A 26,062-nucleotide genomic window follows, 5' to 3' on the forward strand; every position below is an offset into this window, starting at 1 on the left:
GGCGGCGGCGATCGACGGGCCCGGTCAGCGGGGTCGGGTGTCGACCGGTGTGGTCTCCCAGCCGGTCAGGCAGAGGTAGCGCAGGTCGGGGTCGTAGTCGGCGGTCAGCACCGGCCGGGGCCGGTCCGGGCCGGCGGCGAGGGCGTCGGGCAGGGTCCACCACAGGCCGGTGACCGGTTGCCCCGGCGGGGTGACGGTCACCCCGCCGGTCGGGTGCGTCGGCCAGGCCGCGGCGAGGTCGGAACCGAGCACCACCCGGGCGTCCGTCCGGCCCGCCGACAGCGCGGCCAGTTCGGACCCGGCCAGCGCGGCCACCTCGTCGGCCGCCACGTCGGCATGCTGGCGGAGCCCCGTCATCCGGGCCGGGGCGTGCACCACGTCGCCGGTGTGCTCCGGCCCCCGCACCGCCCCGTCCGCCGGGGTGGTGCGGTAGAGCATGCCGACCGCCTGCTGCCGGGCCGGGGCGGGCGTCGGCGTGCGGTAGGGCAGCACGGCCTGGTCGACGGCGATCAGCAGGGCCGTCGTGCCGCCGCCCGAGGACGCGTACGCGTGGGCGAGCCGCAGGCCGCTGACGACCGCCGCCGGGCCCTGGTCGCAGACGGCGAAGGAGAGCGGCGTCCCCGGGCAGAGGTGGCTCAGGTAGGTGGCGGTGGCCCGGCCGGGCAGCACGTCGTGCCGGGCGAACGCCAGCACGAGCAGGTCCACCGGTTCCTGGGGCGGCACGAGCGCCCCGATCAGCGCCTCGGCCATCTCCGCGTGGGACCGGCCCGGCGCCTCCTGCCCCGGGCCATCCGGCAGGTCCAGCCCGTACGGGCGGGCCAGGTCGGCCAGGTAGCGGGCGGAGCGGGTCCGCTGGTCCGGGTCGTCCAGCAGCGCGGCCGGCCCGGTGAAGACCCGCCGGGCGGCCCGGATCAGGTGCAGGTCGGTCGACGGGGCCGCCATGGCGGTGTTCCTTCCTCGGTGTCCGGCGGGGGCGCGGTCTCAGTGGGCGAAGACCATCGCGGGGTCAGTGGGCGAAGACCATCGCGGCGAAGGTCGCGCCCTCGCCGGCCCCGACCGCCGCGACCAGGTAACGGTCACCCGGGCTCAGCAGGCCGCGGTCGCGGGCGGTCAGGTAGTTGGTGAACGCGTCCGCGCAGAACACGTGGCCGGTCTCCCGGACGTTGTCCAGCAGCACCCGGTCGCGGGGGAACCCGATCAGCCGGCTCAGCCGTTGCCAGGTCACCACGTTGACGTTGTGCGGCAGGATCAGCCGGATGTCGTCGAGGTCCACCCCGGCCACCGCCAGGGCACGGCCGATCACGTCCGCCAGCGCCGGCCGGTACTCGCGCTGGAACTGCGCGCCGGACGCGCCACCGGCGACGTCGAACTCGCCCCGCTGCCGGCACGCGTAGCCGAGCAGCCGGTCCCGGGGGCCGTCGAGGCTGACCAGGCAGGCCGACGCCCCCTCGCTGAACACCGAGGTCTCCGGGATGAACTGGGCGTCCCGGGTGAACGCCTTCTCGGCGGTGAGCACCAGCGCGAGCGGTCCCTCGCCCGGCGCGTGCGGCCCCGGTTCGGCGGCCAGCAGCCGACCGGCCATCTCGACGGCGAGCAGCGCGCTGGCGCAGGACTGCTGGGTCAGGGTGAAGGCGACCGCGTGGCCGAGCCCCAGCGCGCGGCACACGTCGTGCAACGGGTTGACCGGGTACGGCACCACGACGGGGAACGCCCGCCCGTACAGCACGAACCGGACCCGGTGTTCCTGCCCGCGCAGGGCGGTGAGCCCGGTCGCGGCGTCGCGCAGCAGGTCGGCCAGGGACCGGTCGGGATCGCGGCGCACCTGGTCGAGGCCGTGGAACCGGCGGAACAGCCGGACCTGCATCTCGGTCAGTTCCAGCGGGCCGGCCAGGCTCTCGATCGGGACGCGGTGCGGCGGCAGGTGGACCGCGACCGCGTCGAGCGCCGTCATGCCGCCGGTGCCGGGGTCGACCGGGGGTGACCGGCGACCGGGCCGGGATCCGACCGGCCGTCGGGTGACACAGTGGACGGTCGAATCCGGGAACGTTGCTCGTCGACCGTCACGGCGAGAATCCCATCAGCGGCGTCCGTCGCTGTCAACGCGTGCCAGAATATCGACGTGGCCCGCTTCCTGTTCGTCGTCCTGCCGGTGGCGTCGCACCTGAACGCCCCGCTCGCCATCGGCCAGGCGCTCCGGGCCGCCGGGCACGAGGTGGCGTGGTGCGGCCCCCGCACCGACCTGCGCCCGCTGATCGGCCCCGACGCGACGCTCTACCCGACCGGCAAGCGGTACTTCCGCAACGGCGACGAGTCGGGCATGGCGTCGGTACGCAGCCTCTGGGAGGGGCACGTGCTGCCGGTCAACCGGTTCATCCGGGACGCCGTCGACCGGGCGGTCGCCGACCACCGGCCGGACGCCGTCGTCGTCGACCAGTACGCGCTGGCCGGCGCGCTGGCCGCGCACCGGCACGGGGTGCCGTGGGCGACGTTCTGCGTGGGCGCGCTGGAACTCACCCCGCCGGACCTGCCCGGGTTCACCGACTACGTACGCGCACAACTGGCCAGGGTCTGGGCGATGACCGACCTGCCGGTCGACGACGCGATCGACCTGCGCTTCTCGCCGTACCTGGTGCTCGGGCTGACCAGCACGGCGTTGACCGGCGCGACCCCGCTGCCGGCGCGGTGCGTGCTGACCGGCCCGGCCCTGGGCCACCGCCCCGACGCGCCGGCCTTCGACTGGGAGGCCTGGGACCCGGACCGCCGGCATGTGCTGGTCACCGTCGGCACGATGGCCGAGCACCTGGCCCGGGACTTCTACCGACGGATGATGACGGCGACGGCGGTGCTCGCCGACCGGGTGCAGGTGGTGGTCACCGCCTCGTCCGACGTGCTGCCCGACCCGCCCGCGCACGTGCTGGCCGCCCCCCGGGTGCCGGTGCTGGAGCTGATGCCCCGGCTGGACGTGGTGGTGTCGCACGGCGGGCTGGGCACCGTCACCGAGGCGTTGGCGCACGGCGTGCCGGTGGTCGTCGGGCCGATCCGGCACGACCATCCGACGGTGGCCCGTCAGGTGACCGACGCGGGCGCCGGCATCGAGGTCGCGTTCGCCTCGGCCACCCCGGCGGACCTCACCGCCGCGCTGACCGCCGTGCTCGACGATCCGGGCTACCGGGAGGGGGCCCGCCGGGTGGGTGAGTCGTTCGCCGCCGCCGGTGGCGCGGCCGTGGCCGCCCGGCACCTCGCCGCCCTGGCCGCCCGGCCCATCGACCATTGTCCTTCGGGTACGGCCACACTAGCCTGACCTGACGCACCCGCACGGGTGTCGCCGTCCACCGTCGACACCTCCCCCGTGGCCCGGCGTCGTCCCCGTCCGAGGAGGCTCGATGATCGAGGCCACCGGCCTGCGCAAGTCCTACCGGGTCGGCCGTCGCCGCAACGCCACCACCGTCGAGGCGGTGCGCGGGGTGGACTTCGCCGTGGAGCGGGGCGAGATCGTCGGCTTCCTCGGCCCCAACGGCGCGGGCAAGTCCACCACCATGCGGATGCTGGCCACGCTGATCCGCCCGGACGGTGGCCGGGCGACGATCGCGGGCGTCGACCTGTTGCGGGCCCCGGCCCAGGTGCGCCGGCAGATCGGGTTCGTGGCCCAGGCCAGCGGCACCTACGACGACTCGACCGCCCGCCGGGACCTGGTGCTCCAGGCCCGGCTGTACGGCTTCGGCAAGGCCGAGGCGCAGCGCCGGGCCGAGGCGGCGATCGGGGCGTTCCAGCTCGACGACTTCGCCGACCGCCGGATCAGGACGTACTCCGGGGGGCAGCGTCGGCGGCTCGACGTGGCGCTCGGGGTGATCCACTCTCCGCAGGTCATCTTCCTCGACGAGCCGACCGCCGGGCTGGACCCGCCCAGCCGGGTGCGGATGTGGCAGGAGGTCCGGCGGCTGCGGGCGGAGGGCATGACGGTCTTCCTCACCACCCACTACCTCGACGAGGCCGACACCCTGTGCGACCGGCTGTCGATCATCGACGATGGTCGGATCGTCGCCGAGGGCACCCCGTCGGATCTCAAGCGGGAGATCTCCGGTGACGTGGTCGCGATCGACCTGACCCGCGCCGACGTGACCGACGGCCCGGCCGACGCCGACCTGCCGATCGCCACGAAACTGCTGGCCGAGCAGCCGTACGTGCACTCGTCGGAGGCGGCCGACGGCACTCTGCGGCTCTACGTGGACAGTGCCGCGACGGCGATTCCGCAGATCATGCGCATCCTGTTGACGCGGGGGATCGAGCCCGGGGCGATCGAGGCCCGCCGGCCCAGCCTCGACGACGTCTTCCTGGCCAAGACCGGCCGCTCCCTGGAGGAGTGACCCGGCCGGCACGAGAGGAGCCGCAGTGAAACTGGTCCGCGACACCTGGCTGATCTTCCAACAGGAGGTCGGCCTGATGGTGCGCAACCCGGTGATGGTGGCGTTCAGTCTGGCCCAGCCGGTCACCTACCTCATCCTGTTCGCCCCGTTCCTCAAGGTGGTGATGGTCGACCGGGGCGCCTCCTCGTACGCCGACGCCTACCGTATCTACGTGCCCGGCCTGTTCGTGGCGATGGGCCTGTTCGGTGGCCTGTTCGCCGGCTACGGGCTGCTCAGCGCGCTGCGCGCCGGCATCATCGACAGGTGCCGGGTGACCCCGGTGAGCCGGACCGGCCTGCTGCTGGGCCGGGCCCTGATGCACGTCTGCCTGAACGTGGTGCAGGCGGTGATCATCACGATCGTGGCGTTGCCGTTCGGGTTGCGGGTGCACCTGGGCAACCTGCTCATCTCGTACGCGCTGCTGTCGGTGATGGTGCTGCTGAGCACCTCGATCTCGTACGACATCGCGCTGCTGGTACGCAACGAGAACAGCCTCGGCGTGCTGGTCAACACCGTCGGCCAGCCGATCTCGCTGCTCGCCGGGGTGCTCATCCCGCTCGTGCTGGCACCACTGTGGATCCAGCAGGTCGCGGTCTGGAACCCGTTCTCCTGGGCGACCAACGGCATGCGGGCGTTGTTCAACGGGCAGCTCACCGAGCCCGTGGTCTGGCAGGGCGCCCTCATCATGATCGTGCTGGCCGCGATCAGCCTGGTCTGGTCGTCGCACCTGTTCAACCGCGAGGTCTCCTGACCCCGACCCGCCGTCGACCGGGCGGCGTGACCAGGATTGATGTTGGCCATTGTCTGCCGGTGATCGGCGCTCTAGCCTGAGCGTGTCCCAGATCGGCCGCCGCGCCGGGGTGCGGTGACCGTGAGCGTGCCAGGTGAGGAGACAACTCGTTGGGTGCCGACAACTTCCGGGCGACGCTCGCGGCCGACATGGAGCTGGGGGCCGGCAACGTGCTGCTCCGGCTCGCCGAACACGGGGCCGACCCGGACCTGCCCCGGGTGACCTTCGACGTCGACGTGGACGGCATCCCCGCCTGGACGCCGCTGTCGCTGGCCACCCTGACCGAGCGGGTCGCCGCCCGCGCCGACTGGTTCCGGCGGCGGGGCGTCGGCTGGCGTGACCCGGTCGCGGTCTACGTGACGTCCGCGCCCGACGTGTTCCTCAACTTCTTCGCCCTCAACTGGCTCGGCGCGATCCCCGCCCTGATGAACGGCAACATGCCGATCGAGTTGGCGGCCGAGTTCATCCGGCGGCTGCGCGGCGTCGGGGTCGTCGTCGACGCCGACCACGCCGCGCTGCGCGAGCACGACCTCGGGGTGCCGATCCTCGGTGACGCCGCCGAGACCGGCACCGGTGACCCCGGCCAGGCCCCACCGCACCACCGTCACCACCCCGAGGACCCGGTCGCGATTACCCACTCGTCGGGCACCACGCGGGTGCCGGCCGCGATCGTCCACTCGCACCACGGGCTGTTCGCCGCCATCCGGGCCGTCCGGCTCACCGAGTCCCGCCCCTACGGCGAGGTACGCGAGCTGTCCGTGCTGCCGGCCGCGCACGCCGCCGGCATCATCACGATCAACCAGGCGCTCTGCAACAGCTACCAGCTGCTCTACCTGTCGGCGCAGGGCGGTCCGTTCGCCAGCAGCGCCGAGACGATCCTCGACGCCATCGAACGCTGGCGGCCGACCGGCGTCTTCGGTTTCGCGGTCACCTGGTCCGAACTGGCCCGCCACGACCTGACCACCCGCGACCTGGGTTCCGTGCGCAACTGGTTCAACACCGGGGACTGCGCCCACGAGTCGCACGTGCGGCGGCTGGTCGCCGTGGGCAGCCACCCCGCGTACACCCGGCAGGGGATGGTCGACGTGCCCGGGTCCAAGTTCGTCGACATGCTCGGCTCCACCGAGATGGGCCACGGGGCGTTCCGGATCAGCCACCGCCTCGGCAGCGACCACTACGACCGGTGCGTCGGCAAGCCGTACCCGTTCGCGCAGATCGCCCTGCTCGACGTGACCACCGGCGAGGAGGTCCCCGAGGGGCAGGTGGGGCACGTCGGGCTCAAGTCGCCGACCCTGGCGCTCGGCTACTGGAACGACTCGGTCAACACGTTCCGCACCCGGCTGGGCGGCTACTACCTGACCGGTGACCTGATGTACCGCGACCCGGACGGCAACTACCACCACGTCGACCGGGCCAGCGACGCGGTCGACCTGGGCGACGGCAACTGGCTGTACACGGCGCTGTCCGAGGAACGCATCCTCAAGCACTGCCCCGACGTACGCGACTGCACGGTCATCGCGGCCCGGGAGGCCGACGACCGGACCGTCACCGAGGTGCTGCTCGTGCTCGCCGAGGACGCCGACCCGGAACTCGACCGGTCCGACCGGGTCCGGGCCGCGCTCGGACCGGTGGTCGCCGCGACGCTGCGGCGGGTGGTCACGGTGCCCGCCGACGGCGTGGTGATGGGGCCGACGGGCAAGGTCCGCAAGTTCCTGATGCGCCAGCGGCTGCTGGCCGACGCCGGGGCGGCCAGCACACCCTGACCGGTGCCGCCCCCCGCCTGGCCGGCCGGGACCCGGTGGGTCCCGGCCGGTGGGCGTCAGCCCAGTCGGGACTCGATCGCCTCGATGATGCGGGGGCGCAGGTCGGCGGCCCGGATCACCGCGTCGACCGAGCCGACCTCCACCGCCCGCTGGATGTTGTGCACCCGGTCGAACTCCGCCGCCACCTCGCCGAGCTTCTCCGCGCGGACCGCCGCGCGGGTCTCGTCGAGTTCGGCGGTGAGCGCGGCCCGCTCGGTGCCGGTGGCCGCCGCGACCCGCGACTCCAGGTCGCGTACCCGCAGGTCGGCTGCGGTACGGGCATTGACGTCACCGGAGAACACCACCGCCGCCGCCGGGGCGCCGCCGAGCACCGAGGCGAACGAGCCCTCCAGCGCCAGCACGGTCATGTTCGGGTTCAGCGCCTTGGAGAAGACCACGAACGCCCCACCGTGGTACCGGGAGATCACGCAGAACACGATCGGTCCCCGGAAGTTGACGATCGCCCGGCCGATCTCGGCCCCGTACTCCAGTTGCAGCTTGCGCATCGACTCGGGCGAGCCGTCGAAGCCCGACAGGTTGGCCAGCACCACCAGCGGCCGGTTGCCGCTGGCCGCGTTGATCGCCCGCGCGGCCTTCTTGGACGAGCGCGGGAACAGGGTGCCCGCGGTGTAGGTGTCCGGACCGTCGGTGGGCGGGAAGCCCCGCCGGGGCACCGACCGCGACTCGATGCCGAGCAGGCAGACCGGGATGCCACCGAGGTGGACGTCCTGCACCACCGCGGTCTCCGCGTCGGCCATGCCCGCCCACCGCTCCAGCACCGGGTGGTCCTGGTCGGACAGCGCCCGCATCACCGTACGGATGTCGAACGGCTTCTTGCGGTCCGGGTTGGCGGTGGCGGAGAAGATCTCGCCGACGGTGGTGAAGTCGCTGCCCGCCACGGTGTGCGGGAAGGTGGTGACGTCCCGGTCGACCGGGTCGGCGGTGGTCGCCCGGCGCGGCTCGCTCTCCCCGGGCGCGACGTACGTGTGGTCGTAGTACGACATCAGCACGTCCCGGGCCGCCGTCAGGTTCGGCGCCCAGTACTGCGCCTGCCCGTTCGGGCCCATCACCCGGTCGTAGCCGCCGATGCCGAAGTTGTCCTCGGCGGACACCCCACCGGAGAAGTCCAGCGACTGCTTGCCGGTGAGCACCATCGCGGCCTCCGGCGTCATCACCAGGATGCCCCGGGTGTGCATGAGCATCGTCGCCTCGGCGTTCCAGTACGGCTGGGCGCCCACGTTGATCCCCGCGACCACGATGTTGATCTCGCCGCCGTCCTGGGTGAACTCGACGATCCGCTTGAGCGCCGCCGCCACCCAGTCCATGTTCTCGGTGCCCGACGTCATCGAGATCCGCGCCCCGGCCGACAGGGCGTACCACTCCAGCGGCACCTGGAGCCGCTCGGCGAGGTCCAGGGCGGCGATCACCCGGCGGCACTCGGCCTCGGAGAGCGCACCGAGCGACTTGGTCGGGTCGCCAAGCAGCACCACCCGGGTGACGCCCTGCGGGTGCCTCGGGGTCGGCGTGGTGACCACGCCCGCGACGATCGCCGCCGTGTTGCGCCCCCGGGGCCGGTCCACCGGCACCAGCGCGTGGTCGCCGTCGAGGTCGTGCTCGACGAACTGGCCGAGCAGCCCGGTCAGCTCGTACGGGTAGACCGTGTTGCGGCTGCTGGCCCGCAGCACCTTCAGCCGGTAGTCGTCGAGCGGCTCGACCGGGTCGACCGGCGGCTCACCCATGGTCAGCTCGGCCCCGCCGGTGGCGTCGAACGAGATCCGTACCGCGATCTTGTTCAGCTCGCCGGTCCGGCGGTCGCGCTGCCGGGCGATGAACAGGATCTCCTCCAGCCCCGCGCCGACGGTCGTCGGGCGGACCCGCCCGGCGATCATCTCCATCTCCTCGCGGGTCAGGTCGCTCGGCGGCCAGACGTAGATGACGATCCGGTTGGTGTTGAAGCGGGTCTTGGACGGGCGACGGGTCTGCGCCCGGCGGATCGAGTCCAGGCAGGTGGCGACGATGTCCTCGGCGGTGGGCAGGGCGACCAGCCGACCGTCGTGCTCCCGCAGCGCGGTCAGGTCACGCACCTGGGCGAACGCGACGAGCCGCTCGTCGGACTGGTTCTCCCGTGCGACGGCCTGGAAGAGGTAGACCTCCTCGTCCGACGACGGCAGCCGGGTCAGGTCGAACTTACGCAGCCGCTCCAACTGCATCCGCTGCGCGATGTACGGGTGCAGACCCCGGATCAGCCGCTCCTCGCTCATCCCCGTGCTCGACGGGCGGAACGTGAAGTGGTGGTGCATCACCGCGCCGCCGCGCCCGGCGACGGTGGTGGTGAGCCGGCGGACCTGGGCCGGCAGCGGGTGCGCGTTGACGACCTCCAGCAGCGCGGCGGCCATCGCGTCGAAGTCCTCCGGCTGGTTCTCCCAGCCGAGGTAGATGTCGGCGTCGACGGCGGAGCCGTCCCCGGCCAGCTCGGCGAGCCCACGCAGCGCGTCGCCCAGCGCGTCGAACCGTACGGCGGCGGAGAGCAGGCTGGAGTCGGCCCGTTCGGCCACCACGAACGTGCAGTCCGCCACCCGGCGGGTCCGGACGTCGGCCAGGCCCTTGTTGCCGTAGTACCGCCGGGTCAGCACCTCCAGCATCACCGCGTTGTCGAGGTGGTCCCGCACGAGCCGCTGGCCGAGCACCCGGACCAGGGGTTCGGTGCTGCGGACCATCTCCGCGACCCGCTCGGCGCGGTCCGCCGAATCCGGGTGCGCGTCCAGGTGACGCAGGTGCCGGCGGACGGAGGCGTACAGCCGGGCGCGGTTGCGCAGCAGCAGCGGCTGGGCGAACCAGGCGAACACCACCCCGCGCGCCAGGTCGGCGACGACCGGGAAACGCACCTGCGTCGCCGCCACCAGCCGCTCCAACGCGAGGCCGGCGGGCTCGCGCAGCACCGCGTCCGGCGGCGGCTCACGCAGCCAGGAGCGCAGCAACGTCGCGATGACCGTGGCGTCGGCGGACGCCCGCTGCTGGGCCAGGAAGATCCGGAACACGGCGGCTTCGAGGGCCGGGGAGCGGTCCAGTTCGGTGACGCCGTAGTGGCCGAGCGCCTTGGCCAGCTTGTCCTGGAAGGGCGCCGGCAGCCCGGCCCGCTCGACGTCGAGGCTCTGCAGGTAGGTGTGGAAGTACTCGCGGGCGCTGGGGACGTGGTTGTCGCCGCTGACGTCCTCCCCGGTCAGCCGGTTGCGGCTGAGCTCGGCGAGGTCGGCGAAGACGTCGACGAGATCGATCTCCTCGGCCAGCAGGCGGTGGCCGTCCTCGATGGCGGCCCGCCGCGCGGCGAGGTACTCGTCGAGCACCCGGCCGTCGTCGTGCGGGTCCACGTCGAAGCCGAGCAGCAGGCCACGGAGGTCCTCCTGGCCGCGCCGGGACCGCTCGACCGCCGGGGCCTGGTCGGGCGCGGCGGGCAGGTCCAGGGTGACCGGTGCGACGTCGTCGGTACCCGTGGCGTCGTCGGCGTCGTCGGCGAGCGGCTCCAGCCGCAGCAGCGCCGCGCCGGCCTCCACCTGGCTGCCGACGGAGACGCCACACTCCTTGAGCCGGGCCCGGAACGGTGCCCGCAGCACCGTCTCCATCTTCATCGCCTCCAGCACCAGCACCGGTGCGCCCGCCTCGACCTCGGCGCCCACCTCCACCGGGGTGGCGACGACCAGCGCGGGCATCGGCGAACGGACCACGCCGCCCTCGTCGCGGCCGACCCGGTGGGTCACGCCGTCCACCTCGACCAGGTGGATCGCGCCGTGGGTGCCGGTGAGCAGCCGGTACCGCGCGCCGTTGACGGCGATCTGCCCGGTGTGCCTGTCGAACCGGTCCAGCTCGACGTCGGCGGTGTGCACGTCGCCGCCGGCCTCGATGCCGACCCGGAACCGGTGCGCGCCGACCCGGGCCACCCGCATCCGGTAGCCCACGCCGCGCAGCTTGAGGTCCAGCGGCCGGCCGCTGGCGTGCTGCACCTGCGGGCGTCCACCGAACGCCGTGGACAGCAGCCGCTGCTGCTCGGCGCGCTCCTGCTCCTCGTACGCCTCGATCGCGGCGGCGGCGAGCGCGACGGCGGAGTGCCGGTGCGACACGAGCCGGCCTTCGGCGCGTACCCGGTCGATCCAGCCGGTGTCGGCGCTGGCGTCGATCACCTCGGGCTGGTCGAGCAGGTCGAGCACGAAGCTCTTGTTCGTGGCGCCACCCTCGATGATCACCGTGGTCTCGGCCATCGCCCGGCGCAGCCGGCCGAGCGCCTCGTCCCGGTCCCGCCCGTACGCGATGATCTTCGCGATCATCGAGTCGAAGTCGGCGGGGATGGTGTCGCCCTCGCTGACCCCGGTGTCGACCCGGATGCCCGGCCCGGCGGGCAGGTCCAGCCGGGCGATCCGGCCCGGGGCGGGGGCGAAGTCGCGGTCCGGGTCCTCGGCGTTGAGCCGGGCCTCGATGGCGTGCCCGCGCTCCACCGGCGGCACACCGTCGAGCCGGCCGCCCGCCGCGACGTGCAACTGCGCCTTGACCAGGTCGAACCCGGTGGTCAGCTCGGTGATCGGGTGCTCCACCTGGAGTCGGGTGTTGACCTCCAGGAAGGCGAACAGCCGGTCACCCGGGTGGTAGAGGAACTCGACGGTCGCGGCACCCCGGTAGCCGACCGCGACGGCCAGCCGCTCGGCCGAGGACTTGAGTTCGGCCGTCTGCTCCGGGCCGAGCACCGGCGAGGCCGACTCCTCGATGACCTTCTGGTTGCGCCGCTGCACCGAGCAGTCCCGTACGCCGAGCGCCCAGGCGGTGCCCTGACCGTCCGCGATCACCTGCACCTCGACGTGCCGGGCGCCGGTGACCAGGCGCTCCAGGAACACGATCCCGCTGCCGAAGGCGCGGGCCGCCTCCTGGCTGGTGCGCTGGTAGGCGTCGGCCAGTTCGGCGTCGCTGGTGACCACGCGGATGCCCCGCCCGCCACCGCCGGCGGTCGCCTTGAGCATCAGCGGGTAGCCGATCTCGGCGGCGGCGGCGATCGCGGCCTCCAGGGTCTCCACCGCGCCCCGGCTCCACGGCGCGACCGGCACGCCGACCTCCTCGGCGATCAGCTTCGCGCCGATCTTGTCGCCGAGCTTGCGCATCGCGTCCGGGCTCGGCCCGACGAAGGTGATGCCGATCTTCTCGCACAGCTCCGCGAAGGCCGGGTCCTCGGCGACGAAACCCCACCCGACCCACGCCGCGTCGGCCCCGGTCTCGACCAGGGCGTGTTCGAGCCGCTTCAGGTCGAGGTACGGCCGGGCGGACGCCGGACCCAGGTCGTAGGCGATGTCGGCCTCGCGGACGAAGGTCGCGGTGCGGTCGACGTCGGTATAGAGGGCCACCGTCTCGATGGGAGTGTCGGTCTGCGCGGCCAGCTCTCGGACCGCGTGAATGAGGCGCATCGCGGCCTCACCCCGGTTGACGATGGCGACACGGCTGAACACCCGACCGACTCCTCCGGTAGATCCACGAGTACGCGCCGCAAGGCATCGACCCCCGACAGCGATCACCCTTCCGGGTGCCGGGCGGTAGCGCCATGTCGTAATCACCGAACCCTGAGCGGTGACAGTTGTAGGAACCCCACAAAAGTTTTTGGTCTTCCCGACCGTGCCGGCGGGTGCTGCGGCACCCGCCGCAGGTCGCGGGGTCAGGCGTCCGCGCGGAAGTGCTCCCGCGCCCAGTCGCTGAAGCTGGTGAGCGGGAGGCCGAGTTCCCGCGCGTACCGCGGGCGGGCCGGCTGGGGGACCGCGTTCATCCACTCGTGGGTGGCACCCATCGCGGGCATGCCGGCGGCGAGGGCCTCCCGCTCGGTCATCTGCGGCGCGGACAGTCGGACGCCCAGCGCCCGGGAGAGCACCTCGGCGATCTCGGTCATCGACAGGTGGTCGCTGGCCAGTTCCAGTTCGATCCGGTCGAAGCGCTCCGGGTCGGTGATGGCGGCGGTGGCCGCCCGTCCGATGTCGTCCGTCGCGACCAACGACAGCCGGGTCTCCGGGCGCAGGACGCTGACCAGCCCGCCCTCGACGCCACGCGGAAACAGGAAGGCCATGGACGGCAGGAAGTTGTCCATGAAGAAGCCCGGCTTGAGCAGCGTCCAGTGCCGGAAGCCGGCGGTGCGCACCCGGTCCTGGATCGCGCTCTTGGCGTCCAGGGTGGGTGCCATCGAGGCCCAGCGCCCCTCGGCCCAGCCGGCCGCCTCGACGTGTTGACCGGCACCGGTGACGGAGGTGTGCACGAACTGCGGCACGCCGGCCGCCCGCGCGCCCTCCACCAGGTTGACGCCCTGGGTCACCTCGCCGGCGAAGTCGAAGCCCGTCGCGCCCAGCGGGGGCATCTGCACGGAGAAGACGGCGCGGGCACCCTCGGCGGCCCGGACCACCGATCCCCGGTCGAGCAGATCGCCGGTGACCAGTTCGACACCGAGTGCGGCGACGGCGCGGGCGCGGTCGGTGGCCGGGTCGCGGACCAGTGCGCGGACGGGAACCCCGGCCGCGCGCAGGGCGCGGACGGTGGCCCCGCCCTGCCGGCCGGTGGCGCCGGTGACCAGGACGGGGGCGGTGGCTGTGGACATGACACTCCTCCGATTAAACGGCGGGGCCCGCCGTTTTCTGTCGGGTACGATACGGCGGGCCCCGCCACTTATCAAGCTCGGAGAGGACGTCATGCCCGATGGCCAGCGCGCCGACGCCCGGCGCAACTACGCGCGCATCCTCGTCGTGGCCGAGCGGGAGGTGGCGGAGCACGGTGCCGGCGCGTCCCTGGAGCAGATCGCCCGCACCGCGGGAGTCGGCTCGGCGACCGTGCGCCGGCACTTCCCCACCCGCCGGGCCCTGCTGGAAGCGGTCTCCCGGGAACGGATCGAGGCCCTGCGGGTCCGGGCCGGGGAGTTGACCGGCCGGGGCGACAGCCGGGCGGCGCTCCTGGAGTGGCTCGGTGACGTCGTCACCTACTCCGTCGCCGCCCGGGGGCTGGCCGCCGCGTTGGCCTACGACGGCGCGCCGGCCGATCCGGTGCACGAGAACAGCTGCTCGGCGACGTTGGAGGAGGCGGCGTCCCCACTGCTGCGCCGCGCCGTCCAGGACGGCGCGTTCGCGGCGGACGTCACCGTCGGGGACCTGATCACGCTGATCGTCGGCATCGTCCTGGCCACCGAGCACCACCCCGACCCCGCCGTCCGGGCGGACCGGCTGTTCCGGATGGCCGTGGCGGGACTCAGCCCGCCGGGCTGAACCCCGCCGACGGCCCGGCGGCTCGGCAGGTGGGAATGCGGCGGGCCGCCGGCCGAGGAGCGGGCTGGTCGGCTGCGGGGCGGGCCGGGTTGCCGACGGCCGACCGGTCGGCGCGTGGCGGTGCGGCGGAGGCGGCGACCCGCCGGGGTCAGGCGTCCGCCGCCGCCGCGGCGGCGACCTCGCGGTGGCGGACCACCGCGATCAGCGCCGTGCCGAGGGTCAACAACGCGCCGGCCACGACCAGCGCCACCGCCCCGTTCACCCGCAACGTCAGCACCGCCGAGACGAACGCGCCCAGGCCCATCGTGGTGATCGCCCCGAACCGGCGGAGCCAGGCCGTGCCCGGACCGCCGGCGGCCCGGCTGTCGGTGGAGAGGTTCACCATGGTCATGGTCACCACCACCGTGGAGAGGTCCCGGATGCCGATGTGCTTGACCGCTGCGGCCTGCGCGCCGAGCACCAGGGCGAGCAGGCCGGTGACGGCAAGCATCACCCCGTGCGCCGGTGGGCCGGTGGCGAGCCAGAACCCGGCCAGGGCGAGGCTCAGCACACTGCCACCGACCAGGATGGCCAGCCCGGCGGCGGGCAGCGCCGCCGGCCCCGACGCGCCCCGGGTCAGCCGGGCGGCGAGCACCGCGCCGAGCATGAACGTCAGCAACGCCACCAGGTTGTTGAGCACCGGCAGGCCGGACACCCCGGCCAGCCCGAACCCGATGAAGAGCACGTTGCCGGTCATGTTGCCGGTGAAGACCCGGTCCAGGGCGAGATAGCTGACCCCGTCGACCGCCCCGGTCGCCGCGGTCAGCACCAGCAGCGGCACCTCGTAGCTCTTCGTCATGGCCCTTCCGATGATCGTTTCCGGCCGGGAGTCTACCCATGACCTGCGGGAACGTCCCGGGCGGCCGGGACACCGGCCCCTGGTGGCCGGGACGCCGGGGCCCGTTGACTGGCCCCATGACCGAGCTGCCGGACCACTTCCCCGCCCACGTCAAGGGTTCCTACGTCAACTGCGACCAGTACGCCCGCGAGGCGCGGCTCACCCCGCCCCCGGACCACATCCCGGCCCACGTGAAGAACTCCTACGTCAACTGCCAGGAGTACACCCGGGAGCTGCGGCTCACCCCGCCGCCGGCCGCCGAGCACTTCCCCGAGCACGTGAAGAACTCGTACCCGACCTGCCAGGAGGCGGTCCGTCCGCCCCGGCTCACCCTCGTGCCGGCGGCCGGGGCATGACCACCGTCGTCCCGCCCCGGCTCGACCCCGCCTGGCGGGAGTGGCTGGTCGAGAACCTCGCCATGGGCGCGTCGGTGGAGCAGGCGCGGGCCGTCGCCGTCGCCGGGTCCGCCGACCCGCAGGCCGTCGACGCCGAGCTGCGGGACCTGGCCGACCACCCGTACTTCGCGGTGTGCCGCCGGCTGGCGCTGCGCTACGACTGGCTGGAGTCGGTGCTCGACACGTACCGGTCGCTGCGCGACAGCGACGGCGGGCGGACGCTGGAGCGGCGCGCGGACCTCGACCCGGGGGAGTTCTTCTCCCGCTACTACTTCGGCAACCGGCCGGTCGTGCTGGACGGCCTGATGGCCGACTGGCCCGCCCTCGGCTGGACGCTTTCCGGCCTGGCGGCGGCCTGCGGCGACGCCGTGGTCGAGGTGATGACCGGCCGGGACGCCAACCCGGACCACGCCTGGCAGTACGACCGCCACCGCACCAGCATGCCGTTCCGCGAGTACCTGGCGCTGCTCGCCTCGGACCGGCGGACCAACGACTACTACATGGTGCCGCGCAACGAGAACTGGTCCGGCGCGCTGCGCCCGCTCACCGCCGACATCCGCGCCCCGGAGGGGATCGTGGACCCGTCCGGGCTCGGTCACCTGCTGCTCGGGCCGGCCGGCACGGTGACCCCGCTGCACGTGGACAACAGTTCGGTGCTGCTCGGTCAGGTGCTCGGCCGTAAGCACGTCCGGCTGGTCCCCTCGTACGAGCGGCACCTGGTCTATCCGCGCGGCGGCACGTTCAGCGCGGTCGACGCGGCGGACCCGGATCTCACCCGGCACCCCCGGTACGCCGAGGCGACGGTGCTCGACGTCGTGCTGGAGCCGGGGCAGCTGCTGTTCGTGCCGGTGGGCTGGTGGCACTGGGTGCAGGCGTTGGAGGTCAGCGCCACGGTCAGCTTCCACCACTTCCGCATCCCGGGGCAGAACCACAAGATGGCCACGCCGCCCGCGGCCGGACCGGACCGGTGAGGACCGGGCAGCCCTACGGTCCCTTGTCGACATGCATTATCGTCGATCGCATTGTGGGGTGATCCGGCACGCCGGATCTGAGCGAAGGTGGCGACTTTGCGTTATGCCGATGGGCCGGGCGTGACCTACGAGGTCTACGTCGAGGCAATTCCGTCCCGGGTCTGGGAACTGGTGACCGACATTCACCTGCCGGCCCGGTTGAGTCCCGAGTTGCAGCGGGTCGAGTGGTTCGACGGTGCCGACGAACTGGCCAAGGGGGCCAGCTTCCTCGGGTACAACAGCCACCCGCGCATCGGGGAGTGGCGCACCGCCTCCTACGTCACCGAACTGGACCAGGAGCGGGTCTTCGGGTGGGTCGTCACGGACGTGGACGGCATGTTCGCCGGCCCGGACGGCGCCGGCCGGGCCGACGTGTCGTCGCCGGCGGCCACCTGGCGGTTCGAGCTGGAACCGGAGGGGGCCGGCACCCGGCTGCGGCAGACGGTACGGGTCGGTCCGGGCCGGTCCGGGCTCAGCCTCGTGATCGACCAGGCCCCCGAGCACGAGGAGCAGATCGTCGAGTCGAGGCTCGGCCAGCTCCGCTCCCACATCGAGTCGGTGCTCGACGGCATCAAGGCCCTGGCCGAGAACCGCACCCCCTGACCCCCACCCTTGACCTCCCTCCGTCCCGCGTTCCCCGCCGCAAGCCCTCGGTGATCAAGAGAAATACGTCAGGAACCGGCCTCCCGGCTGACCTTTTCCTCTTGATCACCGGGGCTTCGGTGGGGATTCGGTGGAGGTTTGGCGGGGTTTTGGCGGGTGGTGCGACGTGGCGGGGTGGTGGGGGAGGGGTGCGGGATTAGGGTGTTGCGGTGGATCACGAGGATCGAATCGCGCTCTTTCTCGACTACGAGAACCTTGCCCTGGGGGCCCGGGAACACCATGGTGGGCGGGCGTTCGACTTCCGTCCGATCGCCGACGCCCTCGCCGAGCGGGGGCGGGTGGTGGTCCGCCGGGCGTACGCGGACTGGTCGTACTTCGACGAGGACCGTCGGATGCTCACCCGCTCGCACGTCGAGCTGATCGAGATCCCGCAGCGGATGGGGGCGTCCCGCAAGAACGCCGCCGACATCAAGATGGCCGTCGACGCGGTGGAGCTGGCCTTCGAGCGCGGCTACATCTCCACCTTCGTCATCTGCACCGGGGACAGTGACTTCACCCCGTTGGTGCACAAGCTGCGCGAACTCAACAAGCGGGTGATCGGGGTCGGGGTGGAGAAGTCCACCTCGGCGCTGCTCCCGCCCGCCTGCGACGAGTTCCTCTACTACGACCGGCTGGAGGGCGTCGACCTCCCGCCCGTACGGGGCCGTCGCGGTCGCCCGGCCCGGTCGGCCGAACCGCAGCAGCCGGAGCCGACGGCGGTGGAGCCGACACCGGAGCAGCCGGAGTCTCCGCCGGCCGCCGAGGAGCCGGTACGCGACGCCGAGGCGCTCGCCGTGCTGGTCGCCCAGACCGTCGCCGGCCTCCAGGGCAGCTCGGAGGGGGAGGTGACCGCCTCCCGGCTCAAGCGCACCCTGCTGCGCAAGGACCCCACGTTCAGCGAGTCCGACTACGGGTTCCGCACCTTCGGTGAACTGCTGCGCCACCTCGCCGGGCACAACGTCGTCGAGCTGGCCGAGGGGCCGGCCAAGGGCGACCCGGAGGTGTCCCTGCCCGAGCACGGCGACCAGGAGGTGGCTTTCGCGCTACTGCGTACGGTGGTGGCGGAACTGGCCGCGGCGGGTGGCCCGGTGGCGCTCTCCGGACTCAAGAACCAGCTCCGCCGGGCCCGCCCCGAATTCAGCGAGAAGAAGCTCGGCTACCGCAGTTTCCTCCAGTTCGGTAAGGCCGCCGCCACTGCCGGTGAGGTCGCCTTGGCCTGGAGCGCGGAGGCCGACGACTACCTGCTCACGCCCCGGCAGGGGTGACCGGGCGGTGGCGGTGGCGGGCCTCGACGAATTCGTGACTCACGTTCCACGGCCGAGTTGCTATACGGTCGGTGAATGATGGTCGAGGAGCACTGGTGGAACGGTGACCCGAGCCCACGCGGGCGGCGGGACGTCTACATCCGTACCGACGGGGAGGCCTGGGAGGTCCAGGCGCAGATCGGCGGGGCGTCGGGTCGCTCCCGCGTGCAGCAGTGCCCGAGCCGGGCGGCGGCGGTCATCCTGGCCGACGCCTGGCGCGGCAGCAATCCCTCCTGGCGCGGGCTGCACCGCTGATCGGTCCGGGCGCCGGCGGGCGGTCCGCACCGCGTCCCGCCCGCCCCGCCCTTTGGCCGGTCCCGGCCGGGCGCCCCGCAGGAGACCTCCGAGCCGGCTGGCGCGCAACGACCCTGATCACGGAGCGTAGTCTTCCTCTCACTGGCTGGTCGGCGGAGCCCTGAGCAGGGCGAGCTAACTGGCAACATTCTTGACAGAAAGGCTGGATATCGACATCCTTCGTGGAGAGCGCTCTCCCCGGCGTGCTCCCCGCCCCCGATGTCGCCCCAAGGAGCCTCCCGTGCCCGGAGCCCGAGCCGTCCCCCGGCCCCGATCCCTCGCCCGCGCGGCGGTCGCCCTCGTCACCCTCGCCGCCGCCCTCGTCCTGCCCGCCCAGGCCGAGCCCGCCTCGGCCGCCATCGGCGGCATCACCTGGCAGGACGAGTTCAACGCCGCCGCCGGCACCCCCGTCGACCAGAACCGATGGCGCTTCGACATCGGCGGCGGCGGCTGGGGCAACAACGAACGGCAGTACTACACCAACAGCACCAGCAACGCCGTCCACGACGGACAGGGCAACCTGGTCATCACCGCCCGCAAGGAGAACCCGGCCAACTACCAGTGCCACTACGGCCGGTGCGAGTACACCTCGGCGCGGCTGCTCACCGCCGCCACCTTCACCCAGGCGTACGGCCGGTTCGAGGCCCGGATCAAGATCCCCCGGGGTCAGGGCATCTGGCCGGCGTTCTGGATGCTCGGCAACGACATGGGCAGCGCCGGCTGGCCCGCCGCCGGTGAGATCGACATCATGGAGAACATCGGCCGGGAGCCCAACACCGTCTACGGCACCGTGCACGGCCCCGGCTACTCCGGCGGGGGCGGCATCACCGGCAGCCGTACCATCGGCCAACCCCTCGCCGACGGCTTCCACACCTACCGGGTGGACTGGGAGCCCAACCTGATCGTCTGGTACCTCGACGGCGTCGAGTACCACCGCGTCGACCCGTCCCGGCTCGGCGGCAACCGCTGGGTCTACGACCACCCGTTCTTCATGATCCTCAACGTGGCGGTGGGCGGCAACTGGCCCGGATACCCCGACGGCTCCACCCAGTTCCCCCAGCAGATGCTCGTGGACTACGTCCGGGTCTCCAGCTACGTGCCCGGCGGCGGCAACCCGCAGCCCGGCACCACCCGGCTGCGCGGCGCGCAGAGCGGCCGGTGCATCGACATTCCCAGCGCCAACCCGGTCGACGGCGCGAAACTCCAGATCTGGGACTGCAACACCACCGCCGCCCAGGCGTGGACCTTCGCCACCGACGGCACCGTCCGCGCGATGGGCAAGTGCATGGACCCGGCCTGGGCCGGCACCACCAACGGCACCGAGGTCAACCTGGTCACCTGCAACGGCAACCCGGCCCAACGGTTCACCCTCAACGGTGCCGGGGACCTGGTCAACCTCAGCGCCAACCGGTGTGTCGACGTCCGCGACCAGAACCCCAACAACGGCGGCAAGCTGCACCTGTGGGACTGCCTCGGCGTCGCCAGCCAGAAGTGGTCCCGCTTCTGACCACGGCCCGGCGGTAGCACCGCGACGGACGGCCCCCCGGCACCCGCCGGGGGGCCGTCCGTCGTCGTGCCCCGGTCAGCCGGCCGGCCCGCAACCCCAGCCCCCACCGGGGTGCCCGACCGGCGACGCCCGAGGGGTCGAGGTAGCGGCGTCGCGGGCTAGGGGGCGCTCTGGGGGCGGTAGGGGGTTAGAGCTGCGCCGGGCGGCCGTAGGGTCATCGCGAACAACCAAGAATGCCTGAAGAAGCTCTCTGTTTCGACAATTGCCGCCGCGCCGACCCGTGTGCCGATATTGGCCCGGGTCTGCCCGGCTGGGGCTAGTGGCGGGAGACGTAGATGGAGAACGAGGAGAAGCTTCTCGGGTATCTGAAGCGGGCCACCACCGATCTGCGTGAGGCCCGCCGGCAGTTGCGCCAAGCCGAGCGGCGGGAGTACGACCCGATCGCCATCGTCGGTATGAGCTGCCGCTTCCCGGGTGGTGTGGATGGTCCTTCGGCGCTGTGGCAACTCCTCGCCGACGGGACCGACGCCGTCTCCGACTTCCCCGACGACCGGGGCTGGAACGTCGAGGAAATCTACGACCCCGACGATTCCAAGACCGGCAAGACGTACGCGCGGACTGGTGGGTTCCTTTCCGACGCCGCACTTTTCGATGCCGAATTCTTCGGCATTTCTCCCCGCGAGGCGCTCGCCATGGACCCGCAGCAGCGGCTGTTGCTGGAGGCGTCCTGGGAGGCGTTCGAATCAGCCGGCATCGACCCGACGTCGGCGCGTGGCAGCCGTACCGGGGTGTTCGCCGGGCTGATGTACCTCGACTATTCGAGCCGGCTGCCGGTGATCCCCGCCGAGTTGGAGGGCTTCATCGGCAACGGCAACACCGGCAGCATCTTCACCGGCCGGGTCGCCTACGTGCTGGGTCTCGAAGGCCCGGCGATCACCGTGGACACCGCCTGCTCGTCGTCGCTGGTCGCCCTGCACCTGGCGATCCAGGCGCTGCGCCGCGAGGAGTGCACCATGGCGTTGGCCGGTGGTGTGACGGTGATGGCCACCCCGGAGACCTTCGTCGACTTCAGCCGGCAGCGGGGGCTGGCCGCCGACGGCCGGTGCAAGCCGTTCGCCGCCGCCGCCGACGGCACCGGCTGGGCCGAGGGCGTCGGGGTGCTGCTGGTCGAGCGGCTCAGCGACGCCCAGCGTCTCGGGCACCGGGTACTGGCCGTGGTCCGTGGCAGCGCGGTCAATCAGGACGGCGCGAGCAGCGGGCTCACCGCCCCCAACGGCCCGTCGCAACGCCGGGTCATCGCCGACGCCCTGGCCAATGCGCGGCTCACCGCCGACCAGGTGGACGTCGTCGAGGCGCACGGCACCGGCACCCGGCTCGGTGACCCGATCGAGGCGCAGGCGATCCTCGCCACCTACGGCCGGGACCGGGCGCAGCCGCTCTGGCTGGGCTCGGTGAAGTCGAACATCGGGCACACCCAGGCTGCGGCCGGGGCCGCCGGAGTGATCAAGATGGTGTTGGCGATGCAGCACGGCATGCTGCCCCGCACCCTGCACATCGACCGGCCCACCCCCCACGTCGACTGGACGGCCGGCGACGTCCGGCTGCTCACCGACCCGGTCGCCTGGCCGGAGACCGGGCGACCCCGCCGGGCGGCCGTGTCCTCGTTCGGGCTCAGCGGGACCAACGCCCACGTGGTGCTGGAGCAGGCCCCACCGGTCGAGGCCGTCGAGCCGGACGACGGCACCGCACCGACGCCCGCCATCGAGCCGTCGGTGCTGCTCTGGCCACTGTCGGCCCGGTCGGCGGACGCGCTGGCCGGACAGGCGACCCGGCTGGGCGCCTTCCTGACCGACGAGCGTCCGGTGGACGTCGGGTTCTCGCTGGGCGTCGGCCGGGCCGGGTTGGAGTTCCGCGGCGTGGCGGTCGGCCGGGAGACCGCCGAGCTCTCCGCGGGCCTGGAGGCCCTGGCTGCCGGTGGTGGCCTGTCGGGTCGGACGGTCGCGGGGCGTACGGCGGTGTTGTTCACGGGTCAGGGTGCGCAGCGGGTCGGGATGGGTCGTGAGTTGGCGGCGGCGTTCCCGGTGTTCGCTGCCGCCCTCGACGAGGTGTGTGCGGCGTTCGGGCCGTTGTTGGAGGGTGATCTGCGGGAGGTGATGTTCGCCGATCCGGATGGTGTCCTGGATCAGACGGGGTGGACGCAGCCGGCGTTGTTCGCGGTAGAGGTGGCTCTGTTCCGGCTTGCGGAGTCGTGGGGTCTGAAGCCGGACTTCGTTGCCGGGCATTCGATCGGTGAGTTGGCTGCCGCGCACGTGGCCGGGGTGTGGTCGCTGGAGGACGCGTGCCGGGTGGTGGCGGCGCGGGGTGGTCTGATGCAGGCCCTTCCGGCGGGTGGGGCGATGTTGGCCATCGCCGCGCCTCTCGATGAGCTGGACCTGGGCGACGTGGACGTGGCGGCGGTGAACGGTCCCCGGGCGGTGGTGGTGTCCGGCACGGAGGAGCAGATTGCCGCGCTGGAGTCCCGTCTTGAGGTGAAGACGCGCAGGCTGCGGGTGTCGCATGCGTTCCACTCGCATCTGATGGACCCGATGCTGGCCGGGTACGGGCAGGTCGTCGACGGGGTGACCGCGAACCCGGCGGGTGTCCCGTTGGTGTCGACTGCGACCGGTGACCTGGCCGGCGACGCCGAACTCGGTTCGGTCGGGTACTGGCAGGGTCAGGTGCGGGGCACGGTGCGGTTCGCCGACGCGGTGGCCGCTCTCGCGGCGCGGGGTGTGACCCGGTTCGTCGAGATCGGGCCGGACAGTGTGCTGACCGCGATGGTGGCCGACTGCGTGGAGGACGCCACCGCCATCGCCCTCCAGCGACGCAAGCGCGAACAGACAGGTACGGCGCAGCCGCACGACGACGGCCAGGTGCAGGCGTACGCGGCCGGGATGGCGCAGGCGTGGATCAGCGGGATCACGCTCGACTGGGCGGCCGTCAACCCGGGCGGCCGGCAGGTCGACCTGCCCACCTACGCCTTCCAGCACCGGCGGTACTGGCTCGACGTGCCTCCCGGGGCCGGTGACACCACCGGACTCGGCCAGCTACCCGCCGGACACCCGATGCTCGGTGCGGTCGTCGACCTGCCCGGCAGCGGTGGCGTGGTGCTCACCGGCCGGCTCTCCCGCACCGCCCAGCCGTGGCTCGCCGACCACGCGGTGTTCGACACCGTCCTCGTCCCCGGCACCGGACTGGTCGAACTCGCCCTGCGCGCGGGCGACCAGGTCGGCTGTCCTGTGCTCGACGAGTTGACCATCAGCGCGCCGCTGGTGCTGCCGGCCGACGGCGGCCTGGCCCTGCGGGTGACCGTCGACGCCGCCGACGAGAGCGGCGCACGTACGCTCGGCATCTGGAGCCGGGCCGACGACGCGGCCGACGACACCGACTGGACCCCGCACGCCGAAGGGGTCCTGGTCCGGCAGGCGGGGGCCGACCCGGCCGCCGCCGACCTCACCGAGTGGCCGCCCGCCGGTGCCGAAGCCGTCGACCTCGACGGCCTCTACGACCGGCTGCGCGACCACGGCTACGGCTACGGGCCGGTGTTCCAGGGGCTGCGCGCGGTGTGGCGGCGTGGCGACGGCGACGCCGCCGAGGTCTGGGCCGAGGCGGCGCTGCCCGAGGTGGCCGCCGCCGACGCGTCCCGGTTCCTGCTGCACCCGGCGCTGCTCGACGCCGCCCTGCACGCCAACCTGGTCGACGAGGGCGCGGGCGACACCCCGCTGCCGTTCTCCTGGCGTGGGGTCACCCTGCACGCCGCACACGCCGCCGCCCTGCGCATCCGGATCTCCCCGGCCACCGGCGACAAGCTGGCCGTCACCGTCGCCGACGGCCACGGCAACCCGGTCGCGACCATCGACCAGTTGGTCGTCCGCCCGGTCGCCGCCGACGCGCTCGACGCCGCCGCCCGCAGCCAGCACCGCCACCTGTACGAGGTGGACTGGCAGCCGGTCTCCGCCCCGGACGCCCCCACCGACGGCTGGACCCTGCTCGACGTCGACGCGGAGCTGCCCGAGGAGGTGCCCGACACCGTCGTGGTCACCCTCGACCCGCCCGGCACCCCGCCGGCCGCCGTACACGAGGCGACCGCCCGCCTGCTGGGGCTGCTGCGCCGCTGGCTCACCCACCCGGGGTACGCCCACAGCACGCTGGTCCTGCTCACCCGCACCGCCGTCGGTGCCGGCGACACCCCGGTCGACCCCGCCGCAGCGGCCCTGTGGGGGCTGGTCCGGGCGGCCGAGGCCGAACACCCGGGCCGGTTCGTCCTGGTCGACAGCGACGACAGCGGCACCGGTCACCTGGCGGCGGCACTGGCCACCGGCGAACCCGAGGTGGCCGTCCGCGGCGGCAGGCTGCTGGTGCCACGGCTGGCCCGGGTGACCGTCGACGCGCCCGCCGACGGTGGCTGGCCCACCGACCGCACCGTCCTGATCACCGGTGGGCTCGGCGGGCTGGGCAGCCTCGTCGCCCGGCACCTGGTCACCCGACACGGCGTACGCCGGCTGCTGCTGACCGGGCGCAGCGGCGCCGCCACCCCCGGCGCGGCGGACCTGGTCGCGGACCTCACCGCCGTCGGCGCGGACGTGACGGTCGCCGCCTGCGACGTCGCCGACCGGGACGCGGTCGCCGCCCTGCTCGCCGAGCACCGGGTCGGCGCGGTGGTGCACGCCGCCGGCACCGCCGAGAACGCGCTGGTCGACGCCCTCACCCCCGAGCAACTGCACCGGGTGCTGCGGCCCAAGGTGGACGCCGCCTGGCACCTGCACGACCTCACCCGCGACCACGACCTGACCGCCTTCGTGCTGTTCTCCTCGTCGGCGGGCTGGGTGGCCGGGGCCGGGCAGGGCAACTACGCCGCCGCGAACCTCTTCCTCGACGCGCTCGCCCAACGCCGCCGCGCCGACGGGCTGCCCGCCACCTCGCTGGCCTACGGCCTCTGGGCCACCGGCACCGGGATGGGCGGTCACCTCGACGACGCCGACCTGCACCGGATGCGCCGGCTCGGAATGCCCGCGATGAGTACCGACGAGGGGCTGGCGTTGTTCGACGCGGCCGTCGCCGCCGGGCGGGCCACGACCCTACCGGTGCGCCTGGACCTGGACGCGTTGCGGCGGCGCACCGACGCGCTGCCCGCCGTGCTGCGCGGTCTGGTCCGTACCCCCGCCCGCCCGACCGCCGCCGGTGCGGGTGCGGCCGTCGACGGCCCGCCGCTGGCGCAGCGCCTCGCCGGGCTCTCCGACGCCGACCGGGACACCCTGCTGCTCGACCTGGTCCGCACGCACGCCGCCGCCGTGCTGGGCTTCCCCGGCCCGGCGTCGGTGGAACCCGGCCGCGCGTTCAAGGACCTCGGGTTCGACTCCCTCGCCGCCGTCGAGTTCCGCAACGTGCTCAGCACCGTCACCGGGCTGCGGCTGCCCGCCACGCTCGTCTTCGACCACCCCGAACCCACCGCCCTGGCCCGCGCGCTCAAGGCCGACCTGGTGGTGCCCGACGCCGACCCGGCCGGTGCGGTGCTCGCCGACCTCGACCGGCTGGAGAAGGCCCTGGCCGAGGTGCCCGGTGAGGAACACACCCGGCTGACCGCCCGGCTGGAGGCGGTGCTGCGCGGCTGGCAGGACCGCACCGGCCGCCCCGACGACGACACCCCGCACGACTACGAGTCCGCCACCGACGAGGAACTGTTCGACGTGCTGGAGAACGAGCTCGGCATCTCCTGACGGCAGTCTCCGAC

General features: G+C 73.1%; 16 protein-coding genes and 1 pseudogene. 12 read left to right on the forward strand and 5 right to left on the reverse strand.

Annotation, left to right across the window (positions count from 1 at the left end):
• Window positions 1-24 precede the first annotated feature (24 nt).
• Entirely contained in the window at window positions 25-942 is a 918-nt protein-coding gene (locus tag FJK98_RS09330) for a 2-hydroxy-acid oxidase (protein WP_145918659.1), read from the reverse strand.
• Window positions 943-1,006: 64 nt separating this feature from the next.
• Window positions 1,007-1,951 (reverse strand): 3-oxoacyl-[acyl-carrier-protein] synthase III C-terminal domain-containing protein, encoded by a 945-nt coding sequence (locus FJK98_RS09335; protein ID WP_145918660.1) that lies wholly within the window; start codon window positions 1,949-1,951, stop codon window positions 1,007-1,009.
• Window positions 1,952-2,119: 168 nt separating this feature from the next.
• Here FJK98_RS09335 and FJK98_RS09340 point away from each other — a divergent pair, with 168 nt between their 5' ends.
• The 4 genes from FJK98_RS09340 to FJK98_RS09355 all read left to right on the forward strand — a co-directional run bounded on the left by FJK98_RS09340 (window position 2,120) and on the right by FJK98_RS09355 (window position 6,956).
• On the forward strand, window positions 2,120-3,301 hold the full coding sequence (locus tag FJK98_RS09340) for a glycosyltransferase (RefSeq protein ID WP_145918661.1): 1,182 nt from the start codon (window positions 2,120-2,122) through the stop codon (window positions 3,299-3,301).
• Window positions 3,302-3,383: 82 nt separating this feature from the next.
• Window positions 3,384-4,364 (forward strand): ATP-binding cassette domain-containing protein, encoded by a 981-nt coding sequence (locus FJK98_RS09345; protein ID WP_145918662.1) that lies wholly within the window; start codon window positions 3,384-3,386, stop codon window positions 4,362-4,364.
• A 25-nt stretch (window positions 4,365-4,389) separates the two neighbouring features.
• Entirely contained in the window at window positions 4,390-5,154 is a 765-nt protein-coding gene (locus tag FJK98_RS09350) for an ABC transporter permease (protein ID WP_145918663.1), read from the forward strand.
• 149 nt (window positions 5,155-5,303) lie between these two features.
• Complete coding sequence (locus FJK98_RS09355) at window positions 5,304-6,956, forward strand: class I adenylate-forming enzyme family protein (RefSeq protein WP_145918664.1); 1,653 nt, start codon at window positions 5,304-5,306, stop codon at window positions 6,954-6,956.
• A gap of 56 nt (window positions 6,957-7,012) precedes the next feature.
• Here FJK98_RS09355 and FJK98_RS09360 read toward each other — a convergent pair whose 3' ends face one another.
• Entirely contained in the window at window positions 7,013-12,478 is a 5,466-nt protein-coding gene (locus FJK98_RS09360; protein ID WP_145918665.1) for a carboxyl transferase domain-containing protein, read from the reverse strand.
• 203 nt (window positions 12,479-12,681) lie between these two features.
• On the reverse strand, window positions 12,682-13,605 hold the full coding sequence (locus FJK98_RS09365) for an NmrA/HSCARG family protein (RefSeq protein WP_145918666.1): 924 nt from the start codon (window positions 13,603-13,605) through the stop codon (window positions 12,682-12,684).
• 91 nt (window positions 13,606-13,696) lie between these two features.
• Between FJK98_RS09365 and FJK98_RS09370 the strand changes: the two genes are divergently transcribed.
• Window positions 13,697-14,263 carry a TetR/AcrR family transcriptional regulator gene (locus tag FJK98_RS09370; protein WP_145918667.1) on the forward strand — a complete coding sequence of 189 codons (567 nt, stop codon included), beginning with the start codon at window positions 13,697-13,699 and terminating at the stop codon, window positions 14,261-14,263.
• A gap of 148 nt (window positions 14,264-14,411) precedes the next feature.
• Here the strand turns inward: FJK98_RS09370 and FJK98_RS09375 are convergent, their stop codons facing one another.
• Window positions 14,412-15,101 carry a YoaK family protein gene (locus FJK98_RS09375; protein ID WP_145918668.1) on the reverse strand — a complete coding sequence of 230 codons (690 nt, stop codon included), beginning with the start codon at window positions 15,099-15,101 and terminating at the stop codon, window positions 14,412-14,414.
• 116 nt (window positions 15,102-15,217) lie between these two features.
• Between FJK98_RS09375 and FJK98_RS09380 the strand changes: the two genes are divergently transcribed.
• From FJK98_RS09380 to FJK98_RS09410, 7 genes and pseudogenes are all read left to right on the forward strand, one after another.
• Window positions 15,218-15,496, forward strand: coding sequence for a hypothetical protein (locus FJK98_RS09380; protein WP_145918669.1), 279 nt, complete (start codon window positions 15,218-15,220; stop codon window positions 15,494-15,496).
• Window positions 15,493-16,506, forward strand: a complete 1,014-nt coding sequence (locus FJK98_RS09385) for a cupin-like domain-containing protein (protein ID WP_145918670.1) — start codon at window positions 15,493-15,495, stop codon at window positions 16,504-16,506. The genes FJK98_RS09380 and FJK98_RS09385 overlap by 4 nt, the downstream gene beginning before the upstream one ends.
• Before the next feature lie 120 nt (window positions 16,507-16,626).
• Complete coding sequence (locus FJK98_RS09390) at window positions 16,627-17,148, forward strand: SRPBCC family protein (RefSeq protein ID WP_205789409.1); 522 nt, start codon at window positions 16,627-16,629, stop codon at window positions 17,146-17,148.
• A 209-nt stretch (window positions 17,149-17,357) separates the two neighbouring features.
• Window positions 17,358-18,452, forward strand: coding sequence for an NYN domain-containing protein (locus FJK98_RS09395; protein ID WP_145918672.1), 1,095 nt, complete (start codon window positions 17,358-17,360; stop codon window positions 18,450-18,452).
• Window positions 18,453-18,527: 75 nt separating this feature from the next.
• The gene (locus tag FJK98_RS09400; RefSeq protein WP_088642133.1) at window positions 18,528-18,746 is read left to right on the forward strand and encodes a hypothetical protein; all 219 of its coding nucleotides are present in this window, start codon (window positions 18,528-18,530) and stop codon (window positions 18,744-18,746) included.
• A gap of 280 nt (window positions 18,747-19,026) precedes the next feature.
• Window positions 19,027-20,292: a glycoside hydrolase family 16 protein gene (locus FJK98_RS09405; protein ID WP_145918673.1), complete on the forward strand. Its 1,266-nt coding sequence runs from the start codon at window positions 19,027-19,029 to the stop codon at window positions 20,290-20,292.
• Window positions 20,293-20,627: 335 nt separating this feature from the next.
• Window positions 20,628-26,048 (forward strand): annotated as a pseudogene (locus tag FJK98_RS09410) (type I polyketide synthase); the annotation flags it as partial.
• Window positions 26,049-26,062: the final 14 nt, after the last annotated feature.

This window comes from Micromonospora sp. HM134 (genome assembly GCF_007833915.1).
Lineage (GTDB): Bacteria > Actinomycetota > Actinomycetes > Mycobacteriales > Micromonosporaceae > Micromonospora > Micromonospora wenchangensis.